Annotated in this window: 25 protein-coding genes; 12 read left to right on the top strand and 13 right to left on the bottom strand. The window is 71.0% G+C overall.

Features of this window, described 5'->3' with window-relative positions:
• Window positions 1–2: 2 nt before the first annotated feature.
• The 4 genes from ABGA98_RS35515 to ABGA98_RS35530 all read right to left on the bottom strand — a co-directional run bounded on the left by ABGA98_RS35515 (window position 3) and on the right by ABGA98_RS35530 (window position 4,495).
• On the bottom strand, window positions 3–695 hold the full coding sequence (locus tag ABGA98_RS35515; protein ID WP_347622808.1) for an aspartate/glutamate racemase family protein: 693 nt from the start codon (window positions 693–695) through the stop codon (window positions 3–5).
• A gap of 166 nt (window positions 696–861) precedes the next feature.
• The gene (gene murF, locus ABGA98_RS35520; protein ID WP_347622885.1) at window positions 862–2,232 is read right to left on the bottom strand and encodes a UDP-N-acetylmuramoyl-tripeptide--D-alanyl-D-alanine ligase; all 1,371 of its coding nucleotides are present in this window, start codon (window positions 2,230–2,232) and stop codon (window positions 862–864) included.
• Between the two features lie 5 nt (window positions 2,233–2,237).
• Window positions 2,238–3,194, bottom strand: coding sequence for a D-alanine--D-alanine ligase family protein (locus tag ABGA98_RS35525; RefSeq protein ID WP_347622809.1), 957 nt, complete (start codon window positions 3,192–3,194; stop codon window positions 2,238–2,240).
• A 275-nt stretch (window positions 3,195–3,469) separates the two neighbouring features.
• Window positions 3,470–4,495, bottom strand: a complete 1,026-nt coding sequence (locus ABGA98_RS35530) for a hypothetical protein (protein WP_347622810.1) — start codon at window positions 4,493–4,495, stop codon at window positions 3,470–3,472.
• A gap of 100 nt (window positions 4,496–4,595) precedes the next feature.
• Between ABGA98_RS35530 and ABGA98_RS35535 the strand changes: the two genes are divergently transcribed.
• Together ABGA98_RS35535 and ABGA98_RS35540 are read left to right on the top strand one after the other, a co-directional pair.
• Complete coding sequence (locus tag ABGA98_RS35535; protein ID WP_347622811.1) at window positions 4,596–5,249, top strand: TetR/AcrR family transcriptional regulator; 654 nt, start codon at window positions 4,596–4,598, stop codon at window positions 5,247–5,249.
• A 264-nt stretch (window positions 5,250–5,513) separates the two neighbouring features.
• Window positions 5,514–6,590 carry a protein kinase family protein gene (locus tag ABGA98_RS35540; protein WP_347622812.1) on the top strand — a complete coding sequence of 359 codons (1,077 nt, stop codon included), beginning with the start codon at window positions 5,514–5,516 and terminating at the stop codon, window positions 6,588–6,590.
• Here ABGA98_RS35540 and ABGA98_RS35545 read toward each other — a convergent pair.
• Together ABGA98_RS35545 and ABGA98_RS35550 are read right to left on the bottom strand one after the other, a co-directional pair.
• Entirely contained in the window at window positions 6,582–7,454 is an 873-nt protein-coding gene (locus tag ABGA98_RS35545) for a GNAT family N-acetyltransferase (RefSeq protein ID WP_347622813.1), read from the bottom strand. The two genes, ABGA98_RS35540 and ABGA98_RS35545, sit on opposite strands and share 9 nt — an antisense overlap.
• Window positions 7,455–7,533: 79 nt before the next feature.
• On the bottom strand, window positions 7,534–8,268 hold the full coding sequence (locus tag ABGA98_RS35550; RefSeq protein WP_347622814.1) for a VOC family protein: 735 nt from the start codon (window positions 8,266–8,268) through the stop codon (window positions 7,534–7,536).
• A gap of 88 nt (window positions 8,269–8,356) precedes the next feature.
• Between ABGA98_RS35550 and ABGA98_RS35555 the strand changes: the two genes are divergently transcribed.
• From ABGA98_RS35555 to ABGA98_RS35570, 4 genes are all read left to right on the top strand, one after another.
• Window positions 8,357–8,890, top strand: a complete 534-nt coding sequence (locus ABGA98_RS35555) for a PadR family transcriptional regulator (protein WP_347622815.1) — start codon at window positions 8,357–8,359, stop codon at window positions 8,888–8,890.
• Complete coding sequence (locus ABGA98_RS35560; protein WP_347622816.1) at window positions 8,887–9,627, top strand: ABC transporter ATP-binding protein; 741 nt, start codon at window positions 8,887–8,889, stop codon at window positions 9,625–9,627. Before ABGA98_RS35555 ends, ABGA98_RS35560 begins: the two co-directional genes overlap by 4 nt.
• Before the next feature lie 5 nt (window positions 9,628–9,632).
• The gene (locus ABGA98_RS35565) at window positions 9,633–11,423 is read left to right on the top strand and encodes an FtsX-like permease family protein (protein ID WP_347622817.1); all 1,791 of its coding nucleotides are present in this window, start codon (window positions 9,633–9,635) and stop codon (window positions 11,421–11,423) included.
• A 345-nt stretch (window positions 11,424–11,768) separates the two neighbouring features.
• A complete protein-coding gene (locus tag ABGA98_RS35570; protein ID WP_347622818.1) occupies window positions 11,769–12,602 on the top strand; it encodes an SDR family NAD(P)-dependent oxidoreductase in 834 nt (277 codons plus the stop codon).
• A gap of 84 nt (window positions 12,603–12,686) precedes the next feature.
• Here the strand turns inward: ABGA98_RS35570 and ABGA98_RS35575 are convergent, their stop codons facing one another.
• The gene (locus ABGA98_RS35575; RefSeq protein WP_347622819.1) at window positions 12,687–13,907 is read right to left on the bottom strand and encodes an MFS transporter; all 1,221 of its coding nucleotides are present in this window, start codon (window positions 13,905–13,907) and stop codon (window positions 12,687–12,689) included.
• A gap of 198 nt (window positions 13,908–14,105) precedes the next feature.
• A complete protein-coding gene (locus ABGA98_RS35580) occupies window positions 14,106–15,185 on the bottom strand; it encodes an NAD(P)/FAD-dependent oxidoreductase (protein ID WP_347622820.1) in 1,080 nt (359 codons plus the stop codon).
• Window positions 15,186–15,264: 79 nt separating this feature from the next.
• Here ABGA98_RS35580 and ABGA98_RS35585 point away from each other — a divergent pair, with 79 nt between their 5' ends.
• A complete protein-coding gene (locus tag ABGA98_RS35585) occupies window positions 15,265–15,660 on the top strand; it encodes a metalloregulator ArsR/SmtB family transcription factor (RefSeq protein WP_347622821.1) in 396 nt (131 codons plus the stop codon).
• Between the two features lie 146 nt (window positions 15,661–15,806).
• Here ABGA98_RS35585 and ABGA98_RS35590 read toward each other — a convergent pair whose 3' ends face one another.
• The 3 genes from ABGA98_RS35590 to ABGA98_RS35600 all read right to left on the bottom strand — a co-directional run bounded on the left by ABGA98_RS35590 (window position 15,807) and on the right by ABGA98_RS35600 (window position 18,417).
• The gene (locus ABGA98_RS35590) at window positions 15,807–16,796 is read right to left on the bottom strand and encodes a hypothetical protein (RefSeq protein WP_347622822.1); all 990 of its coding nucleotides are present in this window, start codon (window positions 16,794–16,796) and stop codon (window positions 15,807–15,809) included.
• Window positions 16,726–17,232, bottom strand: a complete 507-nt coding sequence (locus ABGA98_RS35595) for an FAD-dependent oxidoreductase (RefSeq protein ID WP_347622823.1) — start codon at window positions 17,230–17,232, stop codon at window positions 16,726–16,728. The genes ABGA98_RS35590 and ABGA98_RS35595 overlap by 71 nt, the downstream gene beginning before the upstream one ends.
• A gap of 117 nt (window positions 17,233–17,349) precedes the next feature.
• Window positions 17,350–18,417, bottom strand: a complete 1,068-nt coding sequence (locus tag ABGA98_RS35600; protein WP_347622824.1) for an NAD(P)/FAD-dependent oxidoreductase — start codon at window positions 18,415–18,417, stop codon at window positions 17,350–17,352.
• A gap of 53 nt (window positions 18,418–18,470) precedes the next feature.
• Between ABGA98_RS35600 and ABGA98_RS35605 the strand changes: the two genes are divergently transcribed.
• The 4 genes from ABGA98_RS35605 to ABGA98_RS35620 all read left to right on the top strand — a co-directional run bounded on the left by ABGA98_RS35605 (window position 18,471) and on the right by ABGA98_RS35620 (window position 20,914).
• Window positions 18,471–18,812: a metalloregulator ArsR/SmtB family transcription factor gene (locus ABGA98_RS35605; RefSeq protein ID WP_347622825.1), complete on the top strand. Its 342-nt coding sequence runs from the start codon at window positions 18,471–18,473 to the stop codon at window positions 18,810–18,812.
• A gap of 225 nt (window positions 18,813–19,037) precedes the next feature.
• Complete coding sequence (locus ABGA98_RS35610; RefSeq protein WP_347622826.1) at window positions 19,038–19,379, top strand: metalloregulator ArsR/SmtB family transcription factor; 342 nt, start codon at window positions 19,038–19,040, stop codon at window positions 19,377–19,379.
• Window positions 19,380–19,395: 16 nt separating this feature from the next.
• Window positions 19,396–20,508, top strand: a complete 1,113-nt coding sequence (gene arsB / locus ABGA98_RS35615; RefSeq protein WP_347622827.1) for an ACR3 family arsenite efflux transporter — start codon at window positions 19,396–19,398, stop codon at window positions 20,506–20,508.
• Window positions 20,501–20,914, top strand: a complete 414-nt coding sequence (locus ABGA98_RS35620; protein WP_347622828.1) for an arsenate reductase ArsC — start codon at window positions 20,501–20,503, stop codon at window positions 20,912–20,914. The genes arsB and ABGA98_RS35620 overlap by 8 nt, the downstream gene beginning before the upstream one ends.
• A 232-nt stretch (window positions 20,915–21,146) precedes the next feature.
• On the opposite strand, the gene rph is transcribed toward ABGA98_RS35620, so the two are convergent.
• Window positions 21,147–23,744, bottom strand: a complete 2,598-nt coding sequence (gene rph / locus ABGA98_RS35625) for a rifamycin-inactivating phosphotransferase (RefSeq protein ID WP_347622886.1) — start codon at window positions 23,742–23,744, stop codon at window positions 21,147–21,149.
• A gap of 292 nt (window positions 23,745–24,036) precedes the next feature.
• Between rph and lexA the strand changes: the two genes are divergently transcribed.
• Window positions 24,037–24,705 (top strand): transcriptional repressor LexA, encoded by a 669-nt coding sequence (gene lexA / locus ABGA98_RS35630; RefSeq protein ID WP_347622829.1) that lies wholly within the window; start codon window positions 24,037–24,039, stop codon window positions 24,703–24,705.
• A 152-nt stretch (window positions 24,706–24,857) separates the two neighbouring features.
• Here the strand turns inward: lexA and ABGA98_RS35635 are convergent, their stop codons facing one another.
• Window positions 24,858–26,081, bottom strand: a complete 1,224-nt coding sequence (locus ABGA98_RS35635) for a serine hydrolase domain-containing protein (protein ID WP_347622830.1) — start codon at window positions 26,079–26,081, stop codon at window positions 24,858–24,860.
• Window positions 26,082–26,120: the final 39 nt, after the last annotated feature.

Raw genomic sequence — 26,120 nt, forward strand, 5'->3', positions numbered from 1 at the left:
GATCAGCCGGCGAGCGCGAAGGCGGCCGCCGCCTCCGCGTGCAGCCGAGCGCTCGGCAGCACCGGGACGGCGCTGTCCTTCTCGCCGACCAGCAGCTCGATCTCCGTGCAGCCGAGGATGACGCCTTCGGCGCCGTCGTCCGCGAGATCCTCGATGATCTGGGCGTACGCGTCCCTGGACGATTCCCGGAGCACCCCGCGCACCAGTTCGTCGAAGATCACGCGATGGACCAGGTCGCGCTGCGCACGCCGCGGGACGACCACGTCGAAGCCGTGGGCGGCCAGCCGGTCACGGTAGGAGGGCTGCTCCATGGTGAACCGGGTGCCCAGCAGGCCGACCTTGCGCATGCCCCTGGCGCGGATCTCGGCGCCCAGCGCGTCGGCGATGTGCAGCACGGGCACGCTCACGGCCCGCTCCACGTCGTCGCTCACCCGGCTGAAGGTGTTGCTGCAGATGAGCAGGAGGTCGGCGCCGAGATGCGCCAGTTTCCCGCCGGCACCGGTCAGCAACGTGCTCACCTCGTCCCAGCGGCCCGCGAAGATGAGGTCCTCGACGGTCGTATAGTCGACCGACCAGATGAGGCTGTTGGCGGAATGGCTGCCGCCGAGTCGCTCGCGTACCCGCTGGTTGATGATCTGGTAGTAGATCACCGTCGATTCCCAGCTCAACCCGCCGATAAGACCGATAGTGCGCATGAAACCCCGTTTCGCCAGCTTGTGCCGGCAGGCTAGACGGGGTGCCTGCTCATTCTGAAGGCCAGAAGGTGTCCAGCCGTCCGGACCCGCGTCGATGCCACCGGGGCGAGCACGCCTCGTGACGTGCGGACGCGCCGGACGGCGTCCACGTCCGCGCCGCGACCGGTCAGGCGCCGGCCAGCGCGCGGGCGCACGCACCGAGCCCGATCTCGCTGGAGGCCTTGACGAGCACCACGTCTCCCGGTTCGAGCAGCGCGGTGGCCAGGCTGAGGGCTCCGGGCACGTCCTCGACGGTGTGGACGGCCATCTCCGGGTTCGACGACTGCGCCGCCTGCGCCATCGCGAGCGGATCCCCTGCTCCGACCGCGATCAGCACGTCGAAGCGGAGGCCGGCGACGAGCCGGCCGATCTCCGCGTGCCGGGTGCGCGAGGCGTGCGCCTGCTGCCCCATCGCGCCGAGCACGGCGACGGTACGACGGGCGCCGGCCAGCGCCTTCACCGCCCGCAGCCCGGCCCGCATGGATTCGGGGCTGGCGTTGTAGGCGTCGTTGACGATGGTGATGCCGTCAGGCCGTTCGGCGATGTCCAACCGGCCCGCCGAGCGCCGCCGTGCGGCGCTCAGCCCGCCGGCGATCTCGTCGGCGCCCAGGCCGAGCACGGTGGCGACGGCTGCTGCGGCCACGGCGTTGCTCACCTGGTGCTCGCCTATGAGGTCGAGCTCGACCGGGGCGCGGCCGGAGGGCGTCACCAGCTCGAACGCGGTCCGCGCCCCGCCGGTCATCCGCACGTTCCCGGCTCGCACCTGCGCCTGCGCCGACCTGCCGTACCACAGGATCCGCGCCCTGGTACGGCCGGCCATCCCCCTGACGTACGGGTCGTCGGCGTTGAGCAGCGCGAACCCGTCCGCCGCAAGCGCCTCGACCAGCTCGCCCTTGGCCTCGGCCACGTCGGCAGGCCCGGCTCCCATGCGCTCCACATGTGCGGTGCCGACGTTGAGCACCAGCCCCACCTGCGGCGGCGCGAGCCCGGTCAGGTACGTCAGGTCGCCCTTCCGGCCCGCGCCCATCTCCAGCACCAGGTACCGGGTGGCGGCATCGGCACGCAGCACGGTGAGCGGCAGCCCGAGCTCGTTGTTGAACGACCTGTCGGTGGCGACCGTCGCGGCGTGCCGTTCGAGCACCTGGGCCAGCAGGTCCTTGGTCGTGGTCTTGCCCACCGAGCCGGTCAGGCCGATCACGGTCGGGCTGATGTGGTCGAGCAGGTGCCTGGCCAGCAGGCCGAGCGCGACCTGGACGTCCTCGACCACGAGGGCGGGCACGCCGACGGGCCTGGAGGCCAGCACGGCGACGGCGCCGCCCGCGATCGCGCCGGCCGCGTAGTCGTGACCGTCGACGTTGGCGCCGGCCGTCGCGGCGAACAGGCCGCCAGGCAGCACCTCGCGGGAATCGACCGCCGAGGGCGCCGTCACCGTCGCCTGCGGGTCGCGCACGTCGTGGACGCTCGCGCCGACGACCCGCGCGATCTCGTTCAGCGTCATGGGGATCACGAGCGGCTCCTGGCGAACGCCAGGTCGATGAGGCGGCGCAGCAGGTCCGGGTACGGGACACCGCTGGCGGCCCAGGCCCTGGCGTAGACGGAACGGGAGGTGAAACCCGGCATGGTGTTGATCTCCAGCACGTACAGGCGTCCCGTGTCCTGCTCGTAGAGGAAGTCGACACGGGACAGGCCGTAGCCGCCGATCGCCCGGAACGCGCGCAGGGCCAGCTCGCGCACGTCCTCGGCCACGCGCTCCGGCAGCGCGGCAGGGATGGTCGCGATCTCGGCCCCGCTGAGGTATTTCGCCTCGTAGTCGAGCCAGTCGCCGGGCACGATCAGCTCGCCGGGCACCGAGGCGTCCGGCGCGTCACGGCCGCCGAGCACGCCGCAGATGATCTCGCGCGCCGTCACTCCCTGCTCGACGACGACCATCCCGTCGTAGGCCAGCGCCAGGTCCACGCCCGCGCGCAGCTCCTCCATGGAGGTGACACGCGAGATGCCGATGGAGGAGCCCATGCCGGCCGGTTTGACGTACATCGGCCAGTCGAGCGACTTCACCAGACCCCAGGGGTCGGTGGTGGTGCGCCACTCATGCTCGGTGAACCACACGTGGGGAGTGACCGGGATGTCCTCCGCCAGGAACGCGCGCCGCATCGCGACCTTGTTCATGCCCACGGCCGAGGCCAGCACGCCGCAGCCCACGTACGGGATGTCCAGCGTCTCCAGGAGGCCCTGGACGACGCCGTCCTCGCCGAACGGCCCGTGCAGCACGGGGAAGACCACGTCCGCCAGATCGGGCCGCACCTCCACCGGCCATCTGCCCTGCCGGTCGATGATGACGGGGACGGGCTCGTACAGATCTTTCGGCAGGGCGTCGAGCACGGCCTGCGCCGACTGCAGCGACACCTCATGCTCGGCCGACGGCCCGCCCGCCAGCACGGCCACGCGCACGCGTTCACTCACGATCGATCAGCCTTCCCAGTGGCAGGACCAGCCCGCCGAGTGTCGGCTTCTCGCCTGACCGGTTACCAGGCCATTCGCTGTCCGCTTCCCGACCGGCCGGGCCGGTTCAGGACGCGCCCGGCCGTCAGGACGAGCGCCGAGGCGCGGGCGCGAGCAGGCGGGCCGGAAGGCGCAGTGCGCCCTTTCGTGGCGGACTCCCGCTGGTCACGGGCTGTTGTGCGGCACTCCCGTCAGCCGGTCACAGCGGTGGACCCGCACGCTGGACAGTGACGTGGTCAGCCGCGGTAGTAGTCGGCCAGCGCGGTGAAGGCGGCCTTGGGTTCCCAGGCCATGTCGGGGTAGGCGTCCCCCGGGCGGCCCTCGAGGATTTTGACGATGCCCGGGCTGGCCAGGTCGAGGTCGTCGCGGGGATCGCCGCCGGGGCGGTGCGGGAAGTTGTCGAGCGCGAAGAGGAAGACAAAGGCGGCGTCGACACCGGCGGCGTCGTAGATCTCCAGCAGTTCGCGCAGGTAGGTGGCCTGGCCGGTCTCGTCGCGGACGTACTCGCTGTCCAGCCGGAGCGGCGTGCCGGTGTCCTCGCTGAACTCGACGACCTCCAGGACGCGGCCGCCCCTGTCGCCCGCGCCGTGGTACGCGGCGGTGCCGAACTCGGTGATCGCGACCGGCTTCCCCTGCGCGACAAGGGTGCGGACGCCCTCGGCGAACCGATCGGCGACCTCGGCCGACCGGTAGAGATCCACGCCGAGGATGTCGAAGGGCGCCCAGTCGACACGCTCGAGCGGTAGGGAGGCGTAGGTGATCCTGCCGCCGAACCGCTCGCGAACAGCTGCCACGGCGTCGCCGAGGAAGTCGTTGACCCGCGCGCTGAGCTCGCCGACCCGCTCGGCCAGCCGATCCCGCTGGTTCAGCAGCAGTCCGAGCCGGTCCTCCTGGGTGTCGCCCGGCAGGAATCCCTTGTTCATCAGGCTCAGCTCGGCGCCGGCGACGAACACGACCTCGGCGCCCCGCTGCCGGAGCCGCTCCGCCCGCTCGGCGCAGTCGGTGAACAGCGGCACCATCTCCTCGATGGTCAGCTCCAGCGGATAGGGCGAGAACCAGACCTCCAGCCCGAGGTCGGCGGCGTAGGTCGCGGCCAGCTCCAGCCGCCCGGGATCGCCGCCGATGACGCGGACCGCGGTGCAGTGCAGGTCGTCCCTGATGACGCTCAGCTCGCGCTTGACCACGTCCGGGTCGAAGCCCGGGCGGGAGAACTCTCCGTCGCGGACGAAGCCGGTGTCGTAGCTGATGCCCTTGGCTCTCATCGTTTCGGTCCTTCCTTGCCGGGGTGGGACGCCAGGCTAGGCAGAAAACTTGCGTGTACGCAAATTTGCGCGCACGCATCAAGGCTGGCATGCTGGGGCCGTGACGACACGGCGGACGGGGTTGCGCGAGCAGAAGAAGCAGGCCACCCGGGAGGCGTTGAGCGCTGCGGCCCTGCGGCTGGCGCTCGAGCGCGGACCGGACAACGTGCGCGTCGACGACATCGCCGAGGCGGCCGGCGTCTCACCGAGGACGTACAACAACTACTTCTCCAGCCGGGACCAGGCGATCGTCGCCGCCGTCGCCGGCGAACGGGAAGCGCGGGTCGCGGCGGCCGTGGCCGGCCGGCCCGCCGGCGTGGGCCTCGCCGACGCCGTCATCGAGGCGATCGTGGATCAGTACACCGACCCGGGCGAGCCCGGCCGGGACGCGCTGCTGCTGATCACCACCCGGCCCGCGCTGCGCGACGCGTTCGTCGCGACCACCACCGCCATCGAACATCCCCTCACCGGCGCGATCGCCGGACGCCTCGCCGAAACCGGCCCGCACACCGCCCGCGTGCTCGCGGCGAGCGTGGCCGCCGCCGTTCGCGTGGCACTCGAGCAGTGGCTGCAGACGGCCGCCGCGCCGGTCACGACCAGCGGGCTCGTCGTGCCGTCCGGCTCGCTCCCCGATCTGCTGCGCGCCGCGCTCGCACCGCTCGTCCCCGCACTCGACGCCGCCGAGCACCGAGCACGCCGCCGCCGGCACCACTGAACTGCCCGCCTGGCCGCCGTCGGGAAGATCGCCGAGGGTACGCGTCGTGCTTCCCGCCGCGCGGCCTCCCGGGCCGTCGATCTTGACTAGGGTGCAGTCGGGTGGGTGCTCAGGTCCGTCGTCCCCTACGGATCCTGTCCGCCCCCTTGCCCGCTCCGGAGGCCGATCCGCAGAGCCGCGCGCCGTCGCGCTCGGCGCGACTGCGCGGCCATGGCGAGAATCGAGGTCGGCACCCAGGTGGAAGCCGCAGTAAAGTGTCCTGACATGTCGCGCGGTGCGCGCCTGACCGCCCACAGTTCCGTCTCCACGGCCCTGGCCCTGCGCAGCGATCGCGCCCTGCGCGAACTCGTGGACACGGCCGTCCCGATCGGATCCGGCATCGGCGGGACGTCGGCCCTGCTGGAGGTCGCCGGAACCCCGGTCTTCGTGAAGCGGGTTCCCCTGACCGATCTGGAGAGGCAGCCCGAGCACGTCCGGTCCACAGCGAATCTCTTCGACCTGCCCCTTTTCAGCCATTACGGCGTCGGCATCATCGGCGGCCCGGGCTGGGGGGCGTGGCGGGAGCTCGCCGTGCACACCATGACGACGAACTGGGTGCTGGCGGCGGAACACGAGGGCTTCCCCCTGATGTACCACTGGCGGGTGCTGCCGGACTCCACGCCCCTGCCCGAACAACTGGCCGACATCGACCGGGCGGTCGCCTACTGGGGCGGCGGACCACAGATACGCCGCCGGATCCAGGCCCGGCGGGAGTCCTCGGCGAGCGTCGCGCTGTTCCTGGAGTACATCCCGCAGAACCTGCACCAGTGGCTGGGCGCCCAGGTCGAGGCAGGAGGCCGAGCCGCCGGCCAGGCCTGCGCCATGGTGGACAGGGAACTGGCGGCCGGCGTCTCGTTCATGAACAGCCGCGGGCTCCTGCACTTCGACGCGCACTTCGAGAACATCCTGACCGACGGCCGGCGCCTCTACTTCGCCGACTACGGCCTGTCCATCGCCTCCGGGTTCGAGCTGTCGCCGGACGAGGCCGGCTTCTTCGACCGGCACCAGACCTACGACCGCTGTTACAGCGCCGCCTACCTGATGAACTGGCTGGTCACCGCTCTGTACGGACTCCGGAGAGAGGACAGCGAGGGACGCTACAGGCTGGTGCGCGCCTACGCGGAGGGCGAGCGCCCCACAGGAATCCCCGAGGAGGCCGCGGCCATCCTCGTCCGGCACGCGCCGGTCGCCAAGGTGATGTCCGACTTCAACCGCGCGTTCCAGCGCCGGAGCAGGCAGACCCCGTACCCGCTGGAGGCGATCCGCCGGCTCGGCGGGATGCGGAACGCATCATCATGCTGACGCGTCGCGGTACAGGTCACGCCTCTCGGGCAACGGCTCGAGGCCGGCCGACTGGTAGGTGGCGACGGCGCCGGTGTTGGAGCTCGGGGTGCACACGTCCACGCTGGACGCGCCCGCCTCCTGGAGCGCGCGCGCCGCGGCGACCGTGATGGCCCGGCCGTAACCGTGACCGCGGTGCGCGCGGTGCACCCCCAGCGGCTCGATCAGCCCCGGCCTGCCCTCGCCCGCCGACCACACCGTCACGGCCGCCACCGCCTCGCCCTGCTCATCGCGTACGGCCAGGCACCGCGCGCCGGCGTACGGCGCGCCTGCCGCCATCGCGTGCCAGCGCTCGCCAGTGAACGTCGACCCGTCGAACGACGCCCGCAGGACCGCGGCCCACTCGTGCGCCTGTTCCGGCCCGATCACCTCGACGCGGACACCGGGATCCGGCACAGGCAGGCCGAGGTCACGCCGGAGCGGCGTCCACGGCTCGCCGCTTTCCCAGCCGTCCCCGGACAGCACGTCACGGACCAGCGCGCCCACCGGCGCCTCGACGTACACCTTGCCCTCGGGCAGCACACCGCGCTCAGGCGCCGACACGTCCTCGGCCACCCGCCGCGCCAGTTCCTCGTCCTGCCACGCCTGCGGCGCGAACGCCAGCCGCACCAGGTCCGCACCGTCGAGCAGCCCGACCGCCAGAATGTCCCCAGCCCGGCTCCAGGTCCGCGTAGCCCGCGCCGTCCGCTCCGCGCCGAACCGCCAGAACCACCCCACATCCCCCGGATGCACCTGCACGGGCTGCCCGTCGTGCTGCCACTCCCCCAGCACCCGCACCACGTCACCGAGCCCGTCGGCCCCCGGCCCGGCCATCTCGATCGTCATCCCCCGATCACACACCACCCCGCCGGCTTTCCGCATCCGGATTTCCGGCCCACGGCCGACCGCGCCCGGCCGCTCCGCGTCAGGCCGGGCCGAGGACGCAGAACTCGTTGCCCTCCGGGTCGGCCAGAACCGTCCACGGGACGTCGCCCTGGCCCACGTCGGCGGGCGTCGCGCCGAGAGCCCGCAGCCTGGCCACCTCCGCCGCCTTGTCGCCGCCGCGGTCCGGCAGGAGGTCGAGATGGACGCGGTTCCACACGGTCACGCGGGGCGTGCGATGGAACGTCAGATACGGGCCGGCACCCTCGGCGGAGCGCAGCAGCGCGTGATCGTCGGTGACCTCGAGCAGGGTCCAGTCCGTCGCCTCGTCCCAGAACCGGGCCATGGCCCGCGGGTCGGCGCAGTCGACCACCACCGCGGCGATCGGCCCGGTGTCCCGGTGGCTCTCCCGGGGTTCCAGCACGCAGAACACGTTGCCCTCCGGGTCGGCCAGGACCGTCCACGGGACGTCGCCCTGGCCCACGTCGGCGGGCGTCGCGCCGAGTTCCGTCAGGCGCGCGACCAGCTCCGCCTGATGGGCCGCAGAGGTGGTGGCGAGGTCGACGTGCACGCGGTACTTCACCGTTTCGGGGTCCGGGACCCTGACGAGATCGATGTAGAAGCCGCCGGGGTCCGGCCAGTCGAAGCCCTTGGGTTCGAGGTTCGTCACGCCGGGTGCCTCGCTGGAAACGCGCCAGCCGAGCGCCCGCGCCCAGAACCGGCCGAGCGCCGAGTCGTCCCGAGCCTTGATGTTCACCTGAACCGGTCGCAATGCCATGCCGCCAACACTATGCCCAGCCGGACGCGGCGCTTTGACACCTCCTATGGATAACCGCTATCTATTAGCCAACCGTTAGGGAGGTGACATGCAGGACGCAGTGCTGGCGATGCTCGCCAAGGAGCCGTCGCACGGATACCACCTGCACGCTCGGCTGCGGCGCAGTCTCGGCCCGCTGGGCGAGTCGATGAACCGCGGCCAGATCTACGTGACGCTGAACCGGCTGGAGCGAGCCGGACTCGTGGTCTGCGAGCGGGCGGACGGCCTGCCGGAGCGGCCGGAGCGCAAGATCTACGCGCTGACGCCGGCCGGGCAGCAGCGGGTGGCCGCCTGGCTGGCCGAGGTGGGCTGGCCGAAACCCGACCTGGCGGAGTTCCATCTCAAGCTCGCCGCCGCCGCGGCGGCCCGGCTCGCCGACCCGGTGGAGCTGGTGGCGGCGCAGCGCCGCGAGCTGCTGCGCCGGCTGCGTGAGGCGCAACAGGCGGCGCTGGCCGAACCGGCGGGGTCGGGCGCCGGCCTGCTGCTGGAAGGGGTCGTGCTGCGCCTGCAGGCCGACCTGCGCTGGCTGGACGCCTGCGAGCGGGCCTGGTCCACGGTCGATGACGAAGTCGAGGACGGATGAACATGTCGAGTGCCGCGGTCCGGGCCTGCGGCCTGGTGAAGACGCACGGTCAGGGGCAGAGCCGGGTCCGCGCGGTGGACGAGGTCGACCTGGAGGTACCTCAGGGACAGACACTCGCGGTGATGGGGCCCAGCGGCTGCGGGAAATCCACACTGCTGCACCTGCTGGGCGGCCTCGAACGGCCAACCGACGGGCAGGTGTGGGTGGCCGGGCGGCGCATCGACACGCTGAGCGAACGAGCACTGGCGCGCATGCGCCGCCGGTCGGTGGGCTTCATCTTCCAGGCCTTCCACCTGGTGGAGGAGCTGTCGGCGGCCGAGAACGTCGAACTGCCCGCGCTGCTCGCCGGACGCTCGCGCCGCCAGGCCAGGCGGCGCGCCGGCCTGCTGCTGGAACGGGTCGGGCTCGCCGCGCGCTCCCGGCACCTGCCCTCGCAGCTGTCGGGCGGGCAACGCCAGCGGATCGCCGTCGCCCGCGCCCTGGTCAACGACCCGCTGGTCGTCCTGGCCGACGAACCGACCGGCAACCTCGACACCGCCGCGACCCTCGACGTGCTGAGGATCTTCCAGGAACTGCGTTCCGCCGGGCAGACCTTCCTCATCGTCACGCACGACGAGCGGGTGGCGGCCACGGCGGACCGGCTCGTCACGATGCGCGACGGGATGTTCGTCGACGACACCCGGCTGGCCGGCTCCCACCCCCGCGGGCTCGGCGGGCTCATCGGGCTGGAGGGCTGAACGTCATGGGTGCCCTCGTGCTCGTCCTGCGCCTGGTGCTCGCCGACCTGCGCAGGCACCGGGCCCAGGCCGCGATGCTCCTGCTCGCCGTAACCGTGGCCACCGCCACGATGGCTCTCGGCCTGTCCATGCGCGGCGTGAGCGACACGCTGTACGAGCAGACCCGCACGGCCACCGCCGGGCCCGACGTCGTGGCCCTCTCCGGCGCCACCGGCCCCGCCGTGACCTCGGCCCTGACCTCGCTCGCGAGCGCTCCCGGCGTGATCGCCCACCACGGCCCCTACCGCATCGTCTACGCCGACCTCACCACGCGCGATGCCACGCCGTCCCGCGTCGTGGTGCACGGCTTCGCCGACAAACCCGGCCCCGTCAACCGGCCCCTGGTGACCTCCGGCCAGTGGGTACGCTCCGGCGGCACAGTCCTCGAACGCGGCTTCGCCACCGCCCTGGGCGCCGGCGTCGGCGACCACGTCACCATCGCCGGCCGGTCCTACCCCGTCGTCGGGATCGCCGTGACCGCGGCCACCTCCATCTACCCCGGAGCAGCGCAGATCGGCCCGGGCGGCGGCGGTAGCGACTACAGCGGCCTGGCCTGGATGACCCGACAAGACGCCCGCACCCTGGCGTCGTCCCGCGACCTCCCGGTCACCACGGCCATGGACCTCAAACTGCGCGACCCCACCGCCACCGAAGCCTTCCGCGACGCCCACCGCGACCCCGCCACACCCATCAACCTCCACTCCTGGCAGTTCACCGCCGCAGCGGACATGGGCCTGCTCAAGAACAGCCAGCCGATCCTCGTCGTCGGAAGCTGGCTGCTCAGCTTCCTGGCCATCACCGGAGTGACCACGCTCGCCACGGGACGCGCCGTCCAGCAGACGCGCCGGGCCGGGCTGCTCAAGGCCGTCGGCGCCGCACCGGCCCTGATCGCCGCCGTCCTGCTCACCGAATACCTCGCACTGGCGCTGGCCGGCGACGCACTGGGGCTGCTGATCGCCCGCCTGGCCGCGCCCGTCATCGCCAGCCCCACCGCCAGCCGGATCGGCGAGGCGGCCGGGCCGAGCGGCGCCACCGTGGCCACGGCGACCGTCCTCGCCGTGGCCGTGGCCGTCCTGTCCACACTGCGCCCCACACTGCGTGCCCTGCGCACGGCGACCGTCACGGCGCTGACCGCCACCGCCCACCAGCCCCGTCACCGGCCCCGGCTCACCTCGCTGTCGGCACTGCTGCCCACGCCGCTCCTGCTCGGGCTGCGGCTGACCGCCCGCCGGCCCGGCCGCGCCGTGCTGCAGGCATGCTCCACCGCCACCACGGTGATCGGGGTCGTCGCCCTGCTGACCCTCCACGCCCAGCCCGAAAGAGGCTACGGCCTCAACGGCTCCGCCGTCCTGCCCAACCTGCGGGGCGAACACGACCGCCTGCTGATGCTCGCCGTCACCATCCTGCTGATCGCCCTCGCCGTCGCGAACACCATCACCTTCACCTGGACCACCGCCATGGAAGCCCGAGCGACCATGGCCGTCGCCCGCACGCTCGGCGCCACCCCGGCACAGATCTCCGCCGGGCTGTCCGCCGCCCAACTCCTGCCCGGCCTGCCCGGCGCCATCATCGGCATCCCCCTGGGCACCGGCCTGCTCTCGCTCTTCGCCGCCAGGAACGCGGTGGACCCTCCCTCCTCCTGGCTGCTCGCCGCCGTACTCGCCACCCTCCTCGCAACGGCGGCACTCACCGCCCTGCCCGCACGCCTGGCGGCGCGCCGCCCCGTGGCCCGGGCACTCAGCGCCGAAACAGCGTGATCCGACCCGCCCGTCAGGAGCGGCGCTCAACGGGCCGAGGCCCGCGCAACCCGGAAAGGAACGTCTGGACCTGCGCGTGCTCGGCAGTCCGCGCGATCTGTCGGGTGCGCTGGTCCGCGCGGGCGTGTCGAAAGCCGCCGCGCCTCACCGCCGTGTGACATCCGTGATCGTGGCGCATGTCACACGGCGGCGCTGTCACGGGGAAAGGGCCGCCGGCGCCTCATGTTTGGTCAGGACGCCGCGCGAACGTTCCGCGCGGCACACATCTCCAGCAGTGATCGCCCGGCCTGGCGCGCGGTGACCGCCGCACGACTACCGCGGCAGGGGCGGGAACGGAAGGACATCATGAGCAAGGTCTGGTTCATCACCGGCTCGTCGCGCGGGCTCGGCCGTAATTTCGTCGAGGCCGCCCTGTCCCGCGGCGACCGGGTCGCCGCGACCGCCCGCATCAGGGCGAGCCTGGACGACCTGGTCACCGCCTACGGCGACGCGCTGCTGCCGCTGGAGCTGGACGTGACCGACAAGCCGGCCGTCTTCGACAGCGTGAAGCAGGCCAAGGAGCACTTCGGCCGCCTGGACGTCATCGTGAACAACGCCGGCTTCACCCAGGTCGGCGCGGTCGAGGAGCTGAGCGAGCAGGAGCTGCGCGACCAGATGGAGACCAACCTGTTCGGCGCGGTGTGGGTGATCCAGGCCGCCCTGCCCCACCTGCGCGAGCAGCGCTCCGGGCACATCATCCAGCTCTCCTCGGTGGCCGGGATCGTCGCCATGCCGCTCGTCGGCGCCTACCACGCCTCCAAGTGGGCGCTGGAGGGCCTCAACGAGGCTCTCGCCGGCGAGGTCGCCGCGTTCGGCGTCAAGGTGACCATCATCGAGCCGGACGCCTTCGCCACCCGGGACGGCAACGACCCTCTCGACTACGGCCACATGGCGCAGATGGACCCGGCCTACGACGAGCTGCGCCGGCGTCTCGGTGCCACCGCGCAGCAGCCCACGGGCGACCCGGCCGCCGCCGCCCAGGCGCTGCTCACCCTCGCCGACACCGACGACCCGCCCCTGCGCGTGCTGTTCGGCCACGACTTCTACCCCATGATCCAGCAGGCGTACGCGGACCGGCTCAAGACCTGGACCGACTGGCAGGACCTGTCGGCGCGGGCGCACGGCCCGCTCGGCGCCTGACCTCCACGGCCTTCCTGCGCCGCCCGCCCGGCAGGCCCAGCTCAGCGCCCCCGCCGGAGGGCCGACTCAACTATTCTCCGAGGATCAACTGGCGCAGCTGCGCTCGACGTCGGAGCCGACGGCCGGAAGGCGGCCGGTCCCGGCCATGCCCGCAGCCAGCGTTCCGAGCAGTACGAAGCCGGCGAGGACGCCATAGGAGGCGACGTAACCGCCCATCACCTCGGTCAGCAACGCTCCCGCCCCCGGCGCCAGCGCGGTCGCAGCGGTGACGGGTGCGGTGAACACACCGTTGATGCGGCCGAACGCCCGGGTTCCCCACCTGTCGGCCACCGCAGTGGCCTGCAGAAGGGTGAACAGTCCGCGGATCGCCCCCGCCAGCACTGAGACCACGATCAGCAGCGCCGTGGGGCCGGGAAGGAGCCCGAGCGCGAGCACGGACACGGCAGCGGCGGCGAGCAGTCCGACCGTACGCGGCCGTGATCCGACCCGGGCCGACAGAGCCCCGTAGCCCAGCCTCCCGAGCAGTTGTCCCGCGCCGCACAGGCCCAGGGTGACGGCGGCCAGATGGGTGTCCATCCCCCGCCATGTCAGGAGTGGCACGAGGTTGACCGTGGCCGCGAACATGCCCAGCGCGGCCGCCGACATGGCCGCGGTGAGCATGATGAAGGCACGGCTGCGCGCAACGGTCGCCGGGTAGGGGTCCTGCCGGTGCGCGACGCGGCTCACCCCGGGCCAAGGCGGCGTCAGTGCCAGCGCGTGCAGCGGAATGGTGACGGCTCCCAGAAGCACGGCGAGCAGCAGGAGAACACCCCGCCAGCTCATGAAGTCCAGCAGGTACGCCGTCAGCGGGGCGAACACCGTGCTGGCCAGACCCCCCACCAGGGTCAGCGTGGTCAGTGCCCGCAACCGGTGCGGGCCGTACCACGAGGTCAGCGCCGCGAACGCCGGAGGGTAGAGCACCGCGGCCTGGGCCACGCCCGACAGCGCCCAGGCGGCGTAGAAGGCCGGCAGGCTCGGAGCCGCCGCGATCGCCAGTACGGATACGACGCCCACCACCGATCCGGCCGTCATGACCTGCCGGGGCCCGCGGACGTCGATGAGCCTCCCGACGACGATCCCGGCCACGGCTGACACGACGGCGCCGAGGGAGAAGGCGCCCATCGAGGCGGCGGCCGACCAGCCGGTGTCGGCGCTCACCGTGCTCACCATCACCGGGAAGGCGTAGTACAGCACGCCCCACCCGGTGATCTGGGTGACGCACAGCGCGATCAGGGCGCGTCGCAGTCCACGCTGCACACCCGTCATGCGACCGGCTCATGTCTCATCGCGGCAAGGCCGCAACGTGCGAGGTGGCGGCCGGCCGGGGGCCCAGATTCGGCGGGCCCCCGGCGAGAGCGCGGGCGCGCTCGCCGAATGCCGCCAGGGGCAGCAGGCCGGCTCTGCGAAGACCTGCCCGGCCTGTTGGACAGGACGGTCGACAGAGCACACATCGCGTACCTTCCATCAGAGTCCGATGGTGCCGGCCGCATCGCGGATGTAGGCGGCGAGCTGACCGGCGACGTAGTCGGCGTCGCGGCTCACCCCGCGCACGGTGTTGGAGGAGAACGAGCGCTGGAACTCCAGCCCCAGGTAGACCAGCCCGACGTGGGTGGTGGAGATCCCGTGAACGTGTGCGGGCAACCCTTCGGCGTCCAGAGCTCCCAGTGAGCGCAGGTAGCCGAGATCGGGCCGGTAGCCGGTGGCGAACAGGGCTACGTCGACCTTCTCCCGCCTCCCATCCGGCCAGACGACCCCGTCGCCGTCGAATGTGGTGAACATCGGCTGCCGGTCGAACCGGCTCGACTCCAAGGCATCGTGGTAGTCGCCGGTGTCGAGCACGAGCGGGCCGGGCAGGAGGTGCCCGAGCCATGAGCCGGACAGCAGGTCGAAGCCGCTGGTCTCGAGCCAGTGATGCAGATCCTGCCCGCCGATCCGCTGCTGCATGAAGGAGATCGGCTGCAGGGTCGCGATGGTCACCGAAGCGACCTCGGCCAGCTCGTAGGCCACCTGGACGCCCGAGTTGCCGCCTCCTACGACGACGACTCTCTGGCCGGCGTACCGCTTGGGGTCGCGGTACTGCGCCACATGCAGGATCTCTCCGGTGAAGTCCTCCTGGCCTGGCAGGACGGGCCGGTACGGCGTGCCGAAGGAGCCGCTGGCGGCAACGATCCCGGCGGCAGGAATGGCCTGGCCGTCGGCGGTCCGGACGACGAACCCCCGGCCACGGGATTCGACGTCGCTGACCCGTGTCCCGGTGCGGATCTCCACGCCGAGGTGGGCGGCGTAGCTCTCCAGGTAGTCGGCGACCTCGTCGCGCGTCGGATAGCGATCGGGATCGCCCGGGAAGGGGAAGCCGGGCATCGCGCTGTAGCGGGCGGGAGAGAACAACGTGAGGCTGTCGTAGTAGCCCGGCCAGGAACCCGAGGGGCGATCGCCGGCCTCCAGGACGAGGGGCCGCATACCCGCATCACGCACGGCACGCGCTGCGGCCAGGCCGGACTGCCCGGCTCCGACGATGACGACTGGATCGGTTGGTGTGGTCATGTCCTGGAATATATATCTGTGATTAGAGATATGTCAAAATATAGATATACTGATTGAATGTCCCGGGAAGGGAGGACCCATGCCGCAAACCTCGACCACGACCGCCGGCCCGGACGCCGGTAGGCGTGCCTGCGCAGCGCCCGACACAACAGCGTCCGACACAACAGCGCCCGACGCGCAGGAAGAGCCGGTCGAGCTCAGCCCTGCCGTGCACGGCTTCCTCAAGGCACTGGCCAGCCCGACCCGGCAGCGCATCATGCTGCTGTTCGCCCGGGGCGCGGAGCTGTCGGTGAACCAGGTGTCCCAGCTCGCCGGAATCGGTCAGCCCCGGGCCTCCGAGCAACTCGCCGAGCTGAAAAGGGGCGGCATCCTCACCTCCCGCAAAGAAGGCAAGGTCGTTCTGTACCGGGCCGATAAGGAGACCGTCGCCTCTGCCCTGTCCAACCTGCAGGCCTATCTCCAGCACTGCTGCTGATCACCGAGCGGACCCGGCCGATTCACCGGCTCGGTTCAAGCCGACGATGTCGCCACGCCGCATGCCGGCGCGTTGGAACGCGGGGCGGCCCGCCCAGCCCTGACGATGGGCTGAGCGGCGGCCGAGCGTTGTGAGGGTGGGCGGCCTTACCCGGCCAGGGCGGCGAGCTTGAGGGCGGCGGCCGGTTCGACGCCCAGTTCGTGGGCTGCGGCCATGACCGCGTCGGCGGGGTTGGTGTGCTGGGCGAGGTGGCGGGTGGTGGCGGCCATGAGCTTGGCGGGGGTGTCGGGCGGCAGGCCGAAGTCGTCGGTGATGGCGCGCACGGCCAGGGTGATCGAGCAGACTCCGGTCTCGGGCAGGTCGAGCTGGACCTCTCGCGCCGCTGCCCAGTCGCCGTCGAGCGCGGCGATGACGGAACGGGCCTGCTCATGACCGGTGGCCAGCAGGAAGGTGGGGGCGCGGCCGTAGCTCTTCATCCCGATGGCGTAGTAGCCGGGCTCGGGGTGGGCCAGCTCGTCCACGCCGTGGGGGCGTACGGTGCCGCAGGAGTGGTCGTTGGGGTCGATCAGCGGGGCGAGCAGGCGGGTGGTGCCGAGGATGGGGTCGAGGTCGAGCCGCAGTTCGGCGGCGATGGAGTGGTCCGGCCGGTAGCCGGTGGCGGCCACGACGTGATCGGCCCTGAGGGTGCGATCGGAGCCTGCGGGCTGTCGGGAGCGGAGCTCGACGGCGCCGTCGGTCAGGACGCGGACGGCGTTGACCTTGAAACCCGCCACCATGTCGACCAGGCCCTTGTCGGCGAGCAGGCGCAGGCCCGAGCCGAGGGAGCCGCGGGCGGGCAGGGCGTCCGCTTCGCCGCCGCCGTAGGCGCGGTCCGGCGCGTCGGAGCGGATGGCCCAGGTGATGCGGGTGCCTGGCGCCTGCTCGGCCAGGTCGGCGAGCGTGAGGAGCGTGGTGGCGGCCGAGTGCCCGGCTCCGACCACGATCGTGTGGCGGCCGGCGAAGCGGTCACGGTCGGCGCCGAGCACGTCGGGCAGGGCATGGCAGATCCAGTCGGCCGCCTGGCGCTCACCGTGGGCGGGCAGCCCGTTGGCGCCGAGCACGTTCGGTGTGGCCCAGGTGCCGGAGGCGTCGATCACCGCCCGCGCCGTGGATCTCGCTGTCGTCCTCCAGCCGTACGACGAACGGCGCGTTCTCGCGGCCCGCCGTACGGAGCCGATCGACGTGTACGCGGCTGATCGCTGACACGCGCGCCCCGTAGCGGACGTGCGGAGCGATCGAGGGGTGGCCGGCCAGCGGCTCGAGGTAGGCGGAGACGAGGTCATGGCCGGTGGGCAGCGTCTCGGGGTCGGGCGGCGTCCAGCCGGAGGCGCGCAGCAGGCGCACCGCGGCGGCGTCGGTGTTGTAACGCCATGGGCTGAACATGCGCACATGCCCCCACTGGCGCACCGAGGAACCGGCGACGGGCCCGGCTTCCAGGACGGCGAAGGGCAGGCCGCGTTCATTCAGGTGGGCTGCGGCGGCCAGGCCCACGGGGCCGGCGCCGATAACGGCCACGGGCAAAGCGGTGTTCATCGGGCGAAGTCCTTTCCAAGGCGAGCGGTCAGCATCGCCACCACCTGTAGGCCAATGGTGAGCATGGTCGCCACCAGCAGCAGGAGGAGTCCCAGCGTGACCAGTGGAGACCCCATGTCACAGGCCGTAGGCTGTCAGGACGCCGCCGGCGTAGGCGGCGATCGGCGCGGCCACGTGTTCGGCGTCGCGGTGGACGCCGCGCAGGGTGTTGGAGGCAAAGGAGCGCTGGAACTCCAGGCCGACGTAGCCGAGCCCGAGGTGGGTGGTGGACAGGCCGCCCGCGTGCAGGGGCAGCCCCGTTTCGTCGAGGGCGCCGAGCGGAGCCAGGTAGTCCAGGTGCGGCAGGTAGCCGGTCGCGTAGATCACCGCATCGACGCGTTCGCGCTCGCCGCCGGCCCACACCACCTGGTCGCCGTCGAAGGCGGTGAACATCGCACGGCGCTGCAGGCGGCCGTCGGCCAGGGCGGCGGCGTAGTCACCGGTGTCCATGACCAGGGTGCCGCTGGCGACGCGGGCCAGCCAGGCGGGCGGGAGCTGGTCGAAGCCGGTGGTGGTGTGCCAGTAGTGCACGTCCTTGCCGCCGACGATCTGCGGCATGAGCTGCAGCGGCTGGCGGGAGGCGATCGTGACGTCGGCCACCTCGGCCAGTTCGTAGGCGACCTGGACGGCGGAGTTGCCGCCGCCGACCACCACGACGCGCTGCCCGGCGTAGAGCTTGGGGCTGCGGTAGCCGGCCACGTGCAGGGCCTGCCCGGTGAAGCCGTCCTGGCCCGGCAGGGCGGGGATGCAGGGGTTGCCGAAGGAGCCGCTGGCCGCGATCACGCCCATGGCGCGCAGCGTCTCCCCGGCGGCGGTGTGCACCAGGAAGCCGCCCGCGCCGTCGGCTTCCACCGCGGTGACGCGGATGCCGGTGCGGATCTCGGCGTCCAGGCTGTCGGCGTAGCGCTGCAGGTAGGCGACAACCTCGTCGCGGGTGGGGTAGTGGTCGCCGTCACCGGGGAAGTCCTGGCCGGGCATGGCGCTGTAGCGGGCGGGCGAGAACAGGGTGAGGCTGTCGTAGTAGCTGCTCCACGAGCCGGTGGGCGTCGGGCCGGCTTCGAGGATGACGGGCGTGCGACCGGCGGCGCGCAGGGCGCGGGCGGCGGCCAGGCCGGACTGGCCGGCGCCGATGACGATGGTGTCCATGCCGCCGAATCATATCCTCATATCCAGAAATGACAATACGGTAGAGTCGTGTCATGCACACGGCAGGCAGCGGCATCCAGCTCACCGACGCGGCGCGCGGCTTCCTCAAGGCGCTGGCCAGCGACACCCGCCAGCAGATCCTGTTCCTGTTCGAGGGCGGGGTGGAGCTGACCGTGAGTCAGGTGGCCGAGCGCCTGTCGCTGGCCCAGTCGGCCACCTCCACGCACCTGGCGACGCTGCGCGAGGGCGGCGTGCTCACCTCCCGGCGCGAGTGGAAGACCGTCTACTACCGCGCCAACCCCGACGGGGCGCGACAGGCGCTGGCCGACCTGCAGGCCGCCTTGGCCGCGTGTTGCCCGCCGGGCGATGACCCCTCCGCCGGCGGTTGCGGCTGACCGGGCCGGAAGCGGCCACACGTCCCAACCTAGAGGCTCATCTAATTTGACAATCCTCTAATCATGGGTTCAGGATCCGAGCCGTTCAGATGCCCCACCGGCGTATGGCGGATGCCATGCATGCAATACAGATGTTCATCCATGCATCCCGAAGGGCGATTGGCGTTTGCTCATAGATATATGTCAATATGGCGTATCGACAGTCGTCTATGCAGGGAGCTTGGCGTGGAACCGCTGCACATCCTGGAGTGCGGCCCGCCGCTGGTGCGCGAGGAGCTCGACGCCGCGCAGAGCGCCGAGATCGCCCGCGTCTTCAAGGCGCTCGGCGACCCGGTACGGCTGCGGATCCTGTCGATCGTGGCCGCCCGGCAGGGCGGTGAGGCCTGCGTGTGCGACATCACCGACGCCTTCGAGTTGACCCAGCCCACGATCAGCCACCACCTGAAGGTGCTCAAAGACGTCGGCCTGCTCACCTCCGAGCGGCGCGGCACCTGGGTCCACTACCGCCTCGTCCCTGACACGCTGTCGCAGCTGTCAGCCCTGCTGAACATCCCCGCCACGGTCTGAACCAAGGAAGGAAACGATGTCCTCACGTGCCGCCCGCACGCAAGGGCCAGCGCAGGAGGAGGCAACCGCGGCCGTCGTCGGCCGGCTGCCGGTCCTGGACCGGTTCCTACCGGTGTGGATCGGGGCGGCAATGACGGCCGGACTCCTGCTCGGCCGCCTGGTGCCAGGCCTGAACACCGCGCTGGAAGCCGTCAAGATCGGCGAGATCTCCCTGCCGATCGCGCTCGGCCTGCTGCTCATGATGTACCCGGTGCTGGCCAAAGTCCGCTACGACCGGCTCGACACCGTCACCGGCGACCGGCGGATGCTCGTGGCGTCCCTGGCGCTCAACTGGATCGCCGGCCCCGCGCTGATGTTCACCCTGGCCTGGACATTCCTGCCCGACCTGCCCGAATACCGCACCGGCCTGATCATCGTGGGGCTGGCCCGGTGCATCGCCATGGTCCTCATCTGGAACGACCTGGCCTGCGGCGACCGCGAATCGGCCGCCGTCCTGGTCGCCCTCAACTCGATCTTCCAAGTCGTCGCGTTCGGCGCCCTCGGCTGGTTCTACCTACAGGTCCTGCCCGGCTGGCTCGGCCTGTCACAGGCCGCCCTCGAGGTGTCGATGTGGGACATCGCCCAGTACGTGCTCATCTTCCTGGGCATCCCGCTGCTGGCCGGCTACCTGTCACGCACCTGGGGCGAGCGGGCCAAGGGCAGAGCCTGGTACGAGGGCACGTTCCTGCCGAAAGCCGGCCCGCTGGCCCTGTACGGGCTGCTGTTCACCATCGTCATCCTGTTCGCCCTCCAAGGCCACACGATCAGCGAACGACCCCTGGACGTGGCCCGCATCGCCCTGCCGCTGCTGGCCTACTTCGTGCTGATGTGGGGCGGCTCGTTCCTCCTGGGCAAAGCCATCGGCCTGCCGTACGAGCGCACCACCACGCTGGCCTTCACCGCAGCCGGCAACAACTTCGAGCTGGCCATCGCCGTGGCGGTCGGCGTCTTCGGCGTCACCTCGGGCCAGGCCCTGGCCGGCGTGGTCGGCCCGCTCATCGAGGTACCCGTCCTGGTCGCCCTGGTCTACGTGAGCCTCGCCGGGCGCCGCCTGTTCACCACCGCGCCCAAGGAGCCGATCCGTGGCTGAGAATCCTTCCGGCAAGCCGAGCGTGCTGTTCGTCTGCGTGCACAACGCCGGACGCTCCCAGATGGCCGCCGGGTGGCTGTCACACCTGGCCGCGGGCCGCATCGAGGTCCGCTCGGCCGGGTCGGCACCCGCCGACCAGATCAACCCGGTCGCCGTCGAGGCAATGCGCGAGGTCGGCATCGACATCACCACCGAGCAGCCCAAGATCCTCACCATTGACGCGGTCGAGGCGTCCGACGTGGTCGTCACCATGGGCTGCGGCGACGCCTGTCCCATCTTCCCCGGCAAACGCTACGAGGACTGGAAGCTCGACGACCCGGCCGGTCAGGGCATCGAGGCGGTCCGCGTGATCCGCGACCAGATCCGCACCCGCATCGACAAGCTCATCGGCGACCTGACCGGCTGACCACCAAAGAACCGGCAAGGGGGCGGGCATACGCCTGCTGATCATCGGCGGCAGTGACGCGGGAATCCTGCCAGGCTGTTCGCGGCGCTGGACACGCTGCGCGTGCGCCGCCTCCCCGACGCGGCGCACGCCCTCGCCCGAACGCAGTGCTCTTCTTCGGTGGAGTACGGGCGAAGCCCGTGCCTTTTGAAGAGCAGAGAATGGACTCCAGCGAGCGCCTTTACATTGTAGATCAGTCGAGGATCTCGACGTAGCCGCCGGTTCCGTGAACGCGGATCCGCTGCCCGTCCCGGATCAGCCGGGTGGCCTGCTCCACACCCACCACGGCCGGCAGGCCGTACTCCCGCGCGATCACCGCCCCGTGCGTCATGAGGCCGCCCACCTCCGTCACCAGGCCGGCGACGGTGACGAACAGCGGGGTCCAGCTGGGGTCGGTGTAGGCGGTGACCAGGATGTCGCCCTCCTCCAGGTCGGCCCGCGCCATGTCCATGACGACACGGGCACGGCCCTCGACGGTCCCGGCCGAGACCGGAAGGCCGGCCAGCGCGCCGGGCGGGGCGTCCTCGCTCCGGTACCGGCCCGTGATGACCTCGCCGTCCGACGTGAAGACCCGGGGCGGGGTGAGCGGCTCGTACGAGCGGAACGCCGCGCGCCTTTCCAGAACGAGCTCGGCGTCCACGTCGTCGGTGCGCACGACTTCCCGCAACTCCTGGAACCTGAGGAAGAAGATGTCCTCCCTCTCGCGCAGAACGCCGGACGCGACGAGGCGATCGGCTTCTTGCAGCAACGCCTGCTTGTAGACGAAATAGCGGCGGATCATGCCGTACTTGGGATATTCCCGGTAGCCGGCGAAGGTACGGATGCGGTCGATCATCCGCTTGGCCTCCTCCGCCTTCTGCTCCCCGTGGGGCAGGGCGCGCAATCTTGTCAGCAGTTCCTGCTCCTTCCGCTGCGCCTCTCGGCGTCCCTGTTCGAAGCGTCGTTTGCCGGCGCCCGGCTCGAAGTTCTTGATGTTGCCGAGAATGGTGCGCACGAGCATGGCGGGATTCTCGCTCCAGCGCGTCCTGGTGATGTCGATCTCGCCCGCGCAGCGCATGCCGTACTCGTCGAGGTAGTCCCGGATGGCGTCATGTGCTTCCTGCCCGCCGGGCAGCCCGGGCAGTTCGTTCAGGAAGCCGTCACCCTCGCGGCCTTCGTCCACGACGCGGTGCAGGAACCTCACGACGTCCGCGTGCGGCCGGATCGTGTCGGCGACGTCGAGGAGCGCCAGCCCCATCTCCGACGTGACGTTGTGGGGGACGGATTGCGTGAGCGTGTCGGCCGCGTTCTTCTCGCCCAGCCACTCCTCCAGGCGGTCGTTGAGCCACCAGGCCGCCTCGAACCCCGTCATGATCACCTGGTGGCTCCGCGGGTCGAACAGGACGCGCTTCAGCTCCGCGATGTCGGCCAGGATGAAGTCGAGCAGCGCGGGCCCGGACAAACCCTGGATCTTGCCCTGCAGGGTGGCGACGGACTCCTGATTGTCCCGGATCAGCTGGGTGACGATGGCCGGATCGGCCTCGATCAGCGCGGGTGAGTCACCGGCGGGCGCGGCACCGGAATCATCGTCCGGAAGCGAGCGCAGGAAGTCGCCGCGGTCGACGACGCTCTGCAACGCCTCCCGGATGAGCGGGTCGGACCTCCCCAGCGCCTCGATGAGGCTCGCGCGACCCGCGGGCCTCGCCAGGAGGGGGGCCACGTCGACGAACAACCGTCCGCCCGCCTCGTGCATCGACCGTGGGGTGGTCAGCTGCCACAGGGAGAGCCCCAGCGGCTTCATCGCGTCGGTCATCATCTGCTGGTGACCGACGGAGACGTAGAGGTGGTTCTCCCGGTCATCGGCCGGAGGAAGGGGGAACAGGGTGGTGATCGGCCGGCTCTGAACGATGTGGAAGTCGTCGCCGGCCAGGCACCACTCGATGTCCTGGGGCCGGCCGAAGTGCTCTTCGACGCGCCGGCCCAACCGCACCAGGCGCACGACCTGCGCCTCCGTCAGAGCCGGCTGCGTCTGCCGCCGCGGATCGGTCGGCGCCTCCTGCGTGCCGCCTCCCGGCGACGCCTCGACGAAGCGCGTCTTGGTGGCGACCTCTGTGGTGACGACCTGATCGTCGCGCACCGTGTAGACGTCACCGGCGACCAGACCGGACACCAGCGCCTCGCCGAGCCCCCAACCGGCTTCCACGGTGGCGGCCTTCCGGTTGGAGGTCACGGGGTCCGCCGTGAAGAGGATCCCGGCCGCGTCAGGGAACACCATCCGCTGGACGACCACCGCCATCCGTACCCTCCGGTGGTCGAAGCCGTTACGGCACCGGTAGGTCACGGCCCGCTCGGTGAACAACGAGGCCCAGCACCTTCGGACGTGCCGCAGGACGGCGTCCAGACCCACGACGTTCAGGTAGGAGTCCTGCTGGCCCGCGAAGGACGCGGTGGGCAGGTCCTCGGCCGTCGCGCTGGAACGCACCGCGCAGGAGGTCTGCTCCCCGAGCCGGGCGAGCGCCTCGCTGATCGCCGCCACGAGATCGTCGGGGACCGCGACGCCTTCGACGACGCGCCGGATATCGGCGCTCAGGGTGCGGATGGCCCCGCGATCGTCCGGGTTCACTCGCGCCAGCAGGTCGAGCTGAGCGTCGATCGAGGCGGCCTCGGCCACCACCCGCTCGAAGGCGTCCGTCGTGACGCAGAAGCCGTCCGGCACGCGGACGCCGTCGATGCGCGAGAGCTCGCCCAGGTGCGCCCCCTTCCCGCCGACCTCTGCGATGTTCGTCGCATCGATGTGCTCGAAGCCCATCACGTAGCCCAATTTTCCGTGCTCCATCGTTCGTCGGGTGGTTCGCAGTGGGCAAGTATGAAGTACTTTCTGAGGTCTCATGAGGCGCCAGGATCTGCTATAAAGTGAAAGTGGCGGGAAGAGCATCGCAGCCCCCGCCAAAGCCATGACCGTCGGGCGTGGCAGCCCCCTCCCTCCAGGACACGATGTCCCGCACGGACAGCGGAATCGTTCAGGGGGAATCGCGCATCCAGAGCATCCGTCAAGGTCATGGCGCTTCGATCCGTACAACCCGGAGCAGCGGCTCACCTTTAACATGTCGCAGGTGACCACCTACGGCGATACCGACCCGTTCGAATATCTCGACTTCTCCGTTCTGCCGCAACGCCAGCAGCGCATCCTTGCCACGATCCGGGACTGGGTGGTCAGGTACGGTTATCCACCGAGCACACGCGAGATCGGCCGTGCGGTCGGGCTCCGATCGTCCTCGTCGGTGGCGAAACACCTCAGGAGCCTGGAGGAGAAGGGTTTCCTCCGCCGGAGCACGTCGATGACCCGGCCGATCGACGTGCGTCTGTTCCTGCGGGCCGCCTCGCCGGAACCGGCCGGCGACGTGGTGACCGTGCCCGTGGTCGGAGACATCGCCGCGGGCATTCCCATCCCGGCCGACGAGCACGTGGACGGCACGCTGCTTCTCCCCCGCGACCTCACCGGACGCGGCGACGTGTTCGCCCTCCGGGTGCGGGGCGAGTCAATGATCGACGCGGCGATCTGCGACGGCGACATCGTCGTCGTACGGCAGCAGCCCGAGGCGCACTCGGGCCAGATCGTCGCCGCGATGATCGACGGTGAGGCCACCGTCAAGGTGTTTCGCCGGCGCAACGGCCACGTCCATCTCGAACCACGCAATCCCGCCTACGACATCATCGACGGCGACGATGCCGTGGTACTGGGCATCGTCGTCTCGGTCGTCCGCAGCGTCTGAGCATCCGTACACGATCCTCACGGCTGCCGTGCCCGTAGCGCGCACGGCCGGGCCCCCGGTCAGCGGACTGTGGACGACGCCGATGGAGACCTTGACGCCCGGCGGCGATGGTGCGGATGGATTCCCCGCACTGCTGGCGTCCGCGCTCGGTGTCAGTCGTCGATGACCTGGTAGAGGGTGGTCCAGAAGTCGTGGAACAGCCGCGCCGGATCCGGGGTGGACATCCCGACCTGGGTGAGCAGGATTCCGGTGAGCTGGTTGGTCGGGTCGGCGTAGACGGTGGTGCCGGTTCCGCCGTCCCAGCCGAACTGGCCGATGGGCGCGTAGTCGCGGCAGTAGGTGCGCACCGCCATTCCGAAGCCCCAGCCGCCGTGCAACCCCAGCCCGGACGACAGATGGGCGATGTTCCTGTACATCGTGTCGCGGGCGGCCTGTTGCGCGGGCGTGAGGCAGTTGGTGGTCATCAACTCGACGGCGGGCCGGGACAGGATCCGCTGATCCTGGTGCATGCCGCTGTTCAGCAGCATCCGGAAGAAGGCGTGGTAGTCGTCGGCAGTGGAGACCAGTGCGCACCCCTGGAACACCGGAGGCCGGCTGACCCGTCCGTCGGCGGCCTCGTCCCACACCAGGAACTCTCCGGTCTGCGGGTCGGGCCCGTACAGGGGTGGTAGCCGGTCGATCTTGTCGGCGGGCACATGGTAACCGGTGTCGGTCATGCCCAGCGGATCGAGGATGCGTTCGCGCAGGAACGTCCCGAACGGCTGACCGGTGACCCTGGCAACGAGCACGCAGAGCACTTCGTGGCTGAGGTCGTACTGCCACCGCTGTCCGGGCTGGTACGACAGCGGGAGCTCGCCGAGGCGACGCATCCATTCGTCCGGCTCAGGCGCCGGTCCGGACGCCACGCCGTAGTCGGTCGCCTCAAACGTCGCAGCGCTGATCGGAGAGTCCAGTAGGTCGAAATCCATTCCGAGCCCGAACGTTGAGGTGAGCAGGTCTCGTACGGTGATCGGCCGGTGGGCCGGCACGGTGTCCTCCAGCGGGCCGCCGGGCCGTTTCAGCACCTTCCGATTGGCCAGTTCGGGCAGCCACTCATCGACCGGGTCGTCCGGCCGTATCCGGCATTCGTCGAGCAGGACCATCGCCGCGGCCATCGTGACCGGCTTGGACACCGAGGCCATCCGAAAGATCGTGTCCCGGCGCATCGGCGCGCCACCGTCATGCCGCATCGTCCCGAGCGCTTCGACGTGCGTCTGGCCTCCCCGGCTGACCAGGGCGACCAGCCCGGGAATGGTTCCGGACCGGACATGGCGTGCCATCACCTCGCGCAGTCTGCGCAGCCCCGCATCGGAGAAGCCGCTGTTGCTCTGCCTCATCATGAATCTTCTTGTCTCCAGCGTTCGATCTCACGGCGG

Source organism: Nonomuraea sp. B1E8, assembly GCF_039871515.1.
Taxonomy (GTDB): domain Bacteria; phylum Actinomycetota; class Actinomycetes; order Streptosporangiales; family Streptosporangiaceae; genus Nonomuraea.

Excerpts from the sequence above, each read along its gene's own strand:
- ABGA98_RS35515 (WP_347622808.1), bottom strand. The coding sequence starts at position 695 with ATGCGCACTATCGGTCTTATCGGCGGGTTGAGCTGGGAATCGACGGTG.
- murF (WP_347622885.1), bottom strand. The coding sequence starts at position 2,232 with ATGACGCTGAACGAGATCGCGCGGGTCGTCGGCGCGAGCGTCCACGAC.
- ABGA98_RS35530 (WP_347622810.1), bottom strand. The coding sequence starts at position 4,495 with ATGAGAGCCAAGGGCATCAGCTACGACACCGGCTTCGTCCGCGACGGA.
- ABGA98_RS35540 (WP_347622812.1), top strand. The coding sequence starts at position 5,514 with ATGTCGCGCGGTGCGCGCCTGACCGCCCACAGTTCCGTCTCCACGGCC.
- ABGA98_RS35545 (WP_347622813.1), bottom strand. The coding sequence starts at position 7,454 with ATGACGATCGAGATGGCCGGGCCGGGGGCCGACGGGCTCGGTGACGTG.
- ABGA98_RS35550 (WP_347622814.1), bottom strand. The coding sequence starts at position 8,268 with ATGGCATTGCGACCGGTTCAGGTGAACATCAAGGCTCGGGACGACTCG.
- ABGA98_RS35555 (WP_347622815.1), top strand. The coding sequence starts at position 8,357 with ATGCAGGACGCAGTGCTGGCGATGCTCGCCAAGGAGCCGTCGCACGGA.
- ABGA98_RS35560 (WP_347622816.1), top strand. The coding sequence starts at position 8,887 with ATGAACATGTCGAGTGCCGCGGTCCGGGCCTGCGGCCTGGTGAAGACG.
- ABGA98_RS35565 (WP_347622817.1), top strand. The coding sequence starts at position 9,633 with ATGGGTGCCCTCGTGCTCGTCCTGCGCCTGGTGCTCGCCGACCTGCGC.
- ABGA98_RS35570 (WP_347622818.1), top strand. The coding sequence starts at position 11,769 with ATGAGCAAGGTCTGGTTCATCACCGGCTCGTCGCGCGGGCTCGGCCGT.
- ABGA98_RS35575 (WP_347622819.1), bottom strand. The coding sequence starts at position 13,907 with ATGACGGGTGTGCAGCGTGGACTGCGACGCGCCCTGATCGCGCTGTGC.
- ABGA98_RS35580 (WP_347622820.1), bottom strand. The coding sequence starts at position 15,185 with ATGACCACACCAACCGATCCAGTCGTCATCGTCGGAGCCGGGCAGTCC.
- ABGA98_RS35585 (WP_347622821.1), top strand. The coding sequence starts at position 15,265 with ATGCCGCAAACCTCGACCACGACCGCCGGCCCGGACGCCGGTAGGCGT.
- ABGA98_RS35595 (WP_347622823.1), bottom strand. The coding sequence starts at position 17,232 with ATGAACACCGCTTTGCCCGTGGCCGTTATCGGCGCCGGCCCCGTGGGC.
- ABGA98_RS35600 (WP_347622824.1), bottom strand. The coding sequence starts at position 18,417 with ATGGACACCATCGTCATCGGCGCCGGCCAGTCCGGCCTGGCCGCCGCC.
- ABGA98_RS35605 (WP_347622825.1), top strand. The coding sequence starts at position 18,471 with ATGCACACGGCAGGCAGCGGCATCCAGCTCACCGACGCGGCGCGCGGC.
- arsB (WP_347622827.1), top strand. The coding sequence starts at position 19,396 with ATGTCCTCACGTGCCGCCCGCACGCAAGGGCCAGCGCAGGAGGAGGCA.
- lexA (WP_347622829.1), top strand. The coding sequence starts at position 24,037 with ATGTCGCAGGTGACCACCTACGGCGATACCGACCCGTTCGAATATCTC.
- ABGA98_RS35635 (WP_347622830.1), bottom strand. The coding sequence starts at position 26,081 with ATGAGGCAGAGCAACAGCGGCTTCTCCGATGCGGGGCTGCGCAGACTG.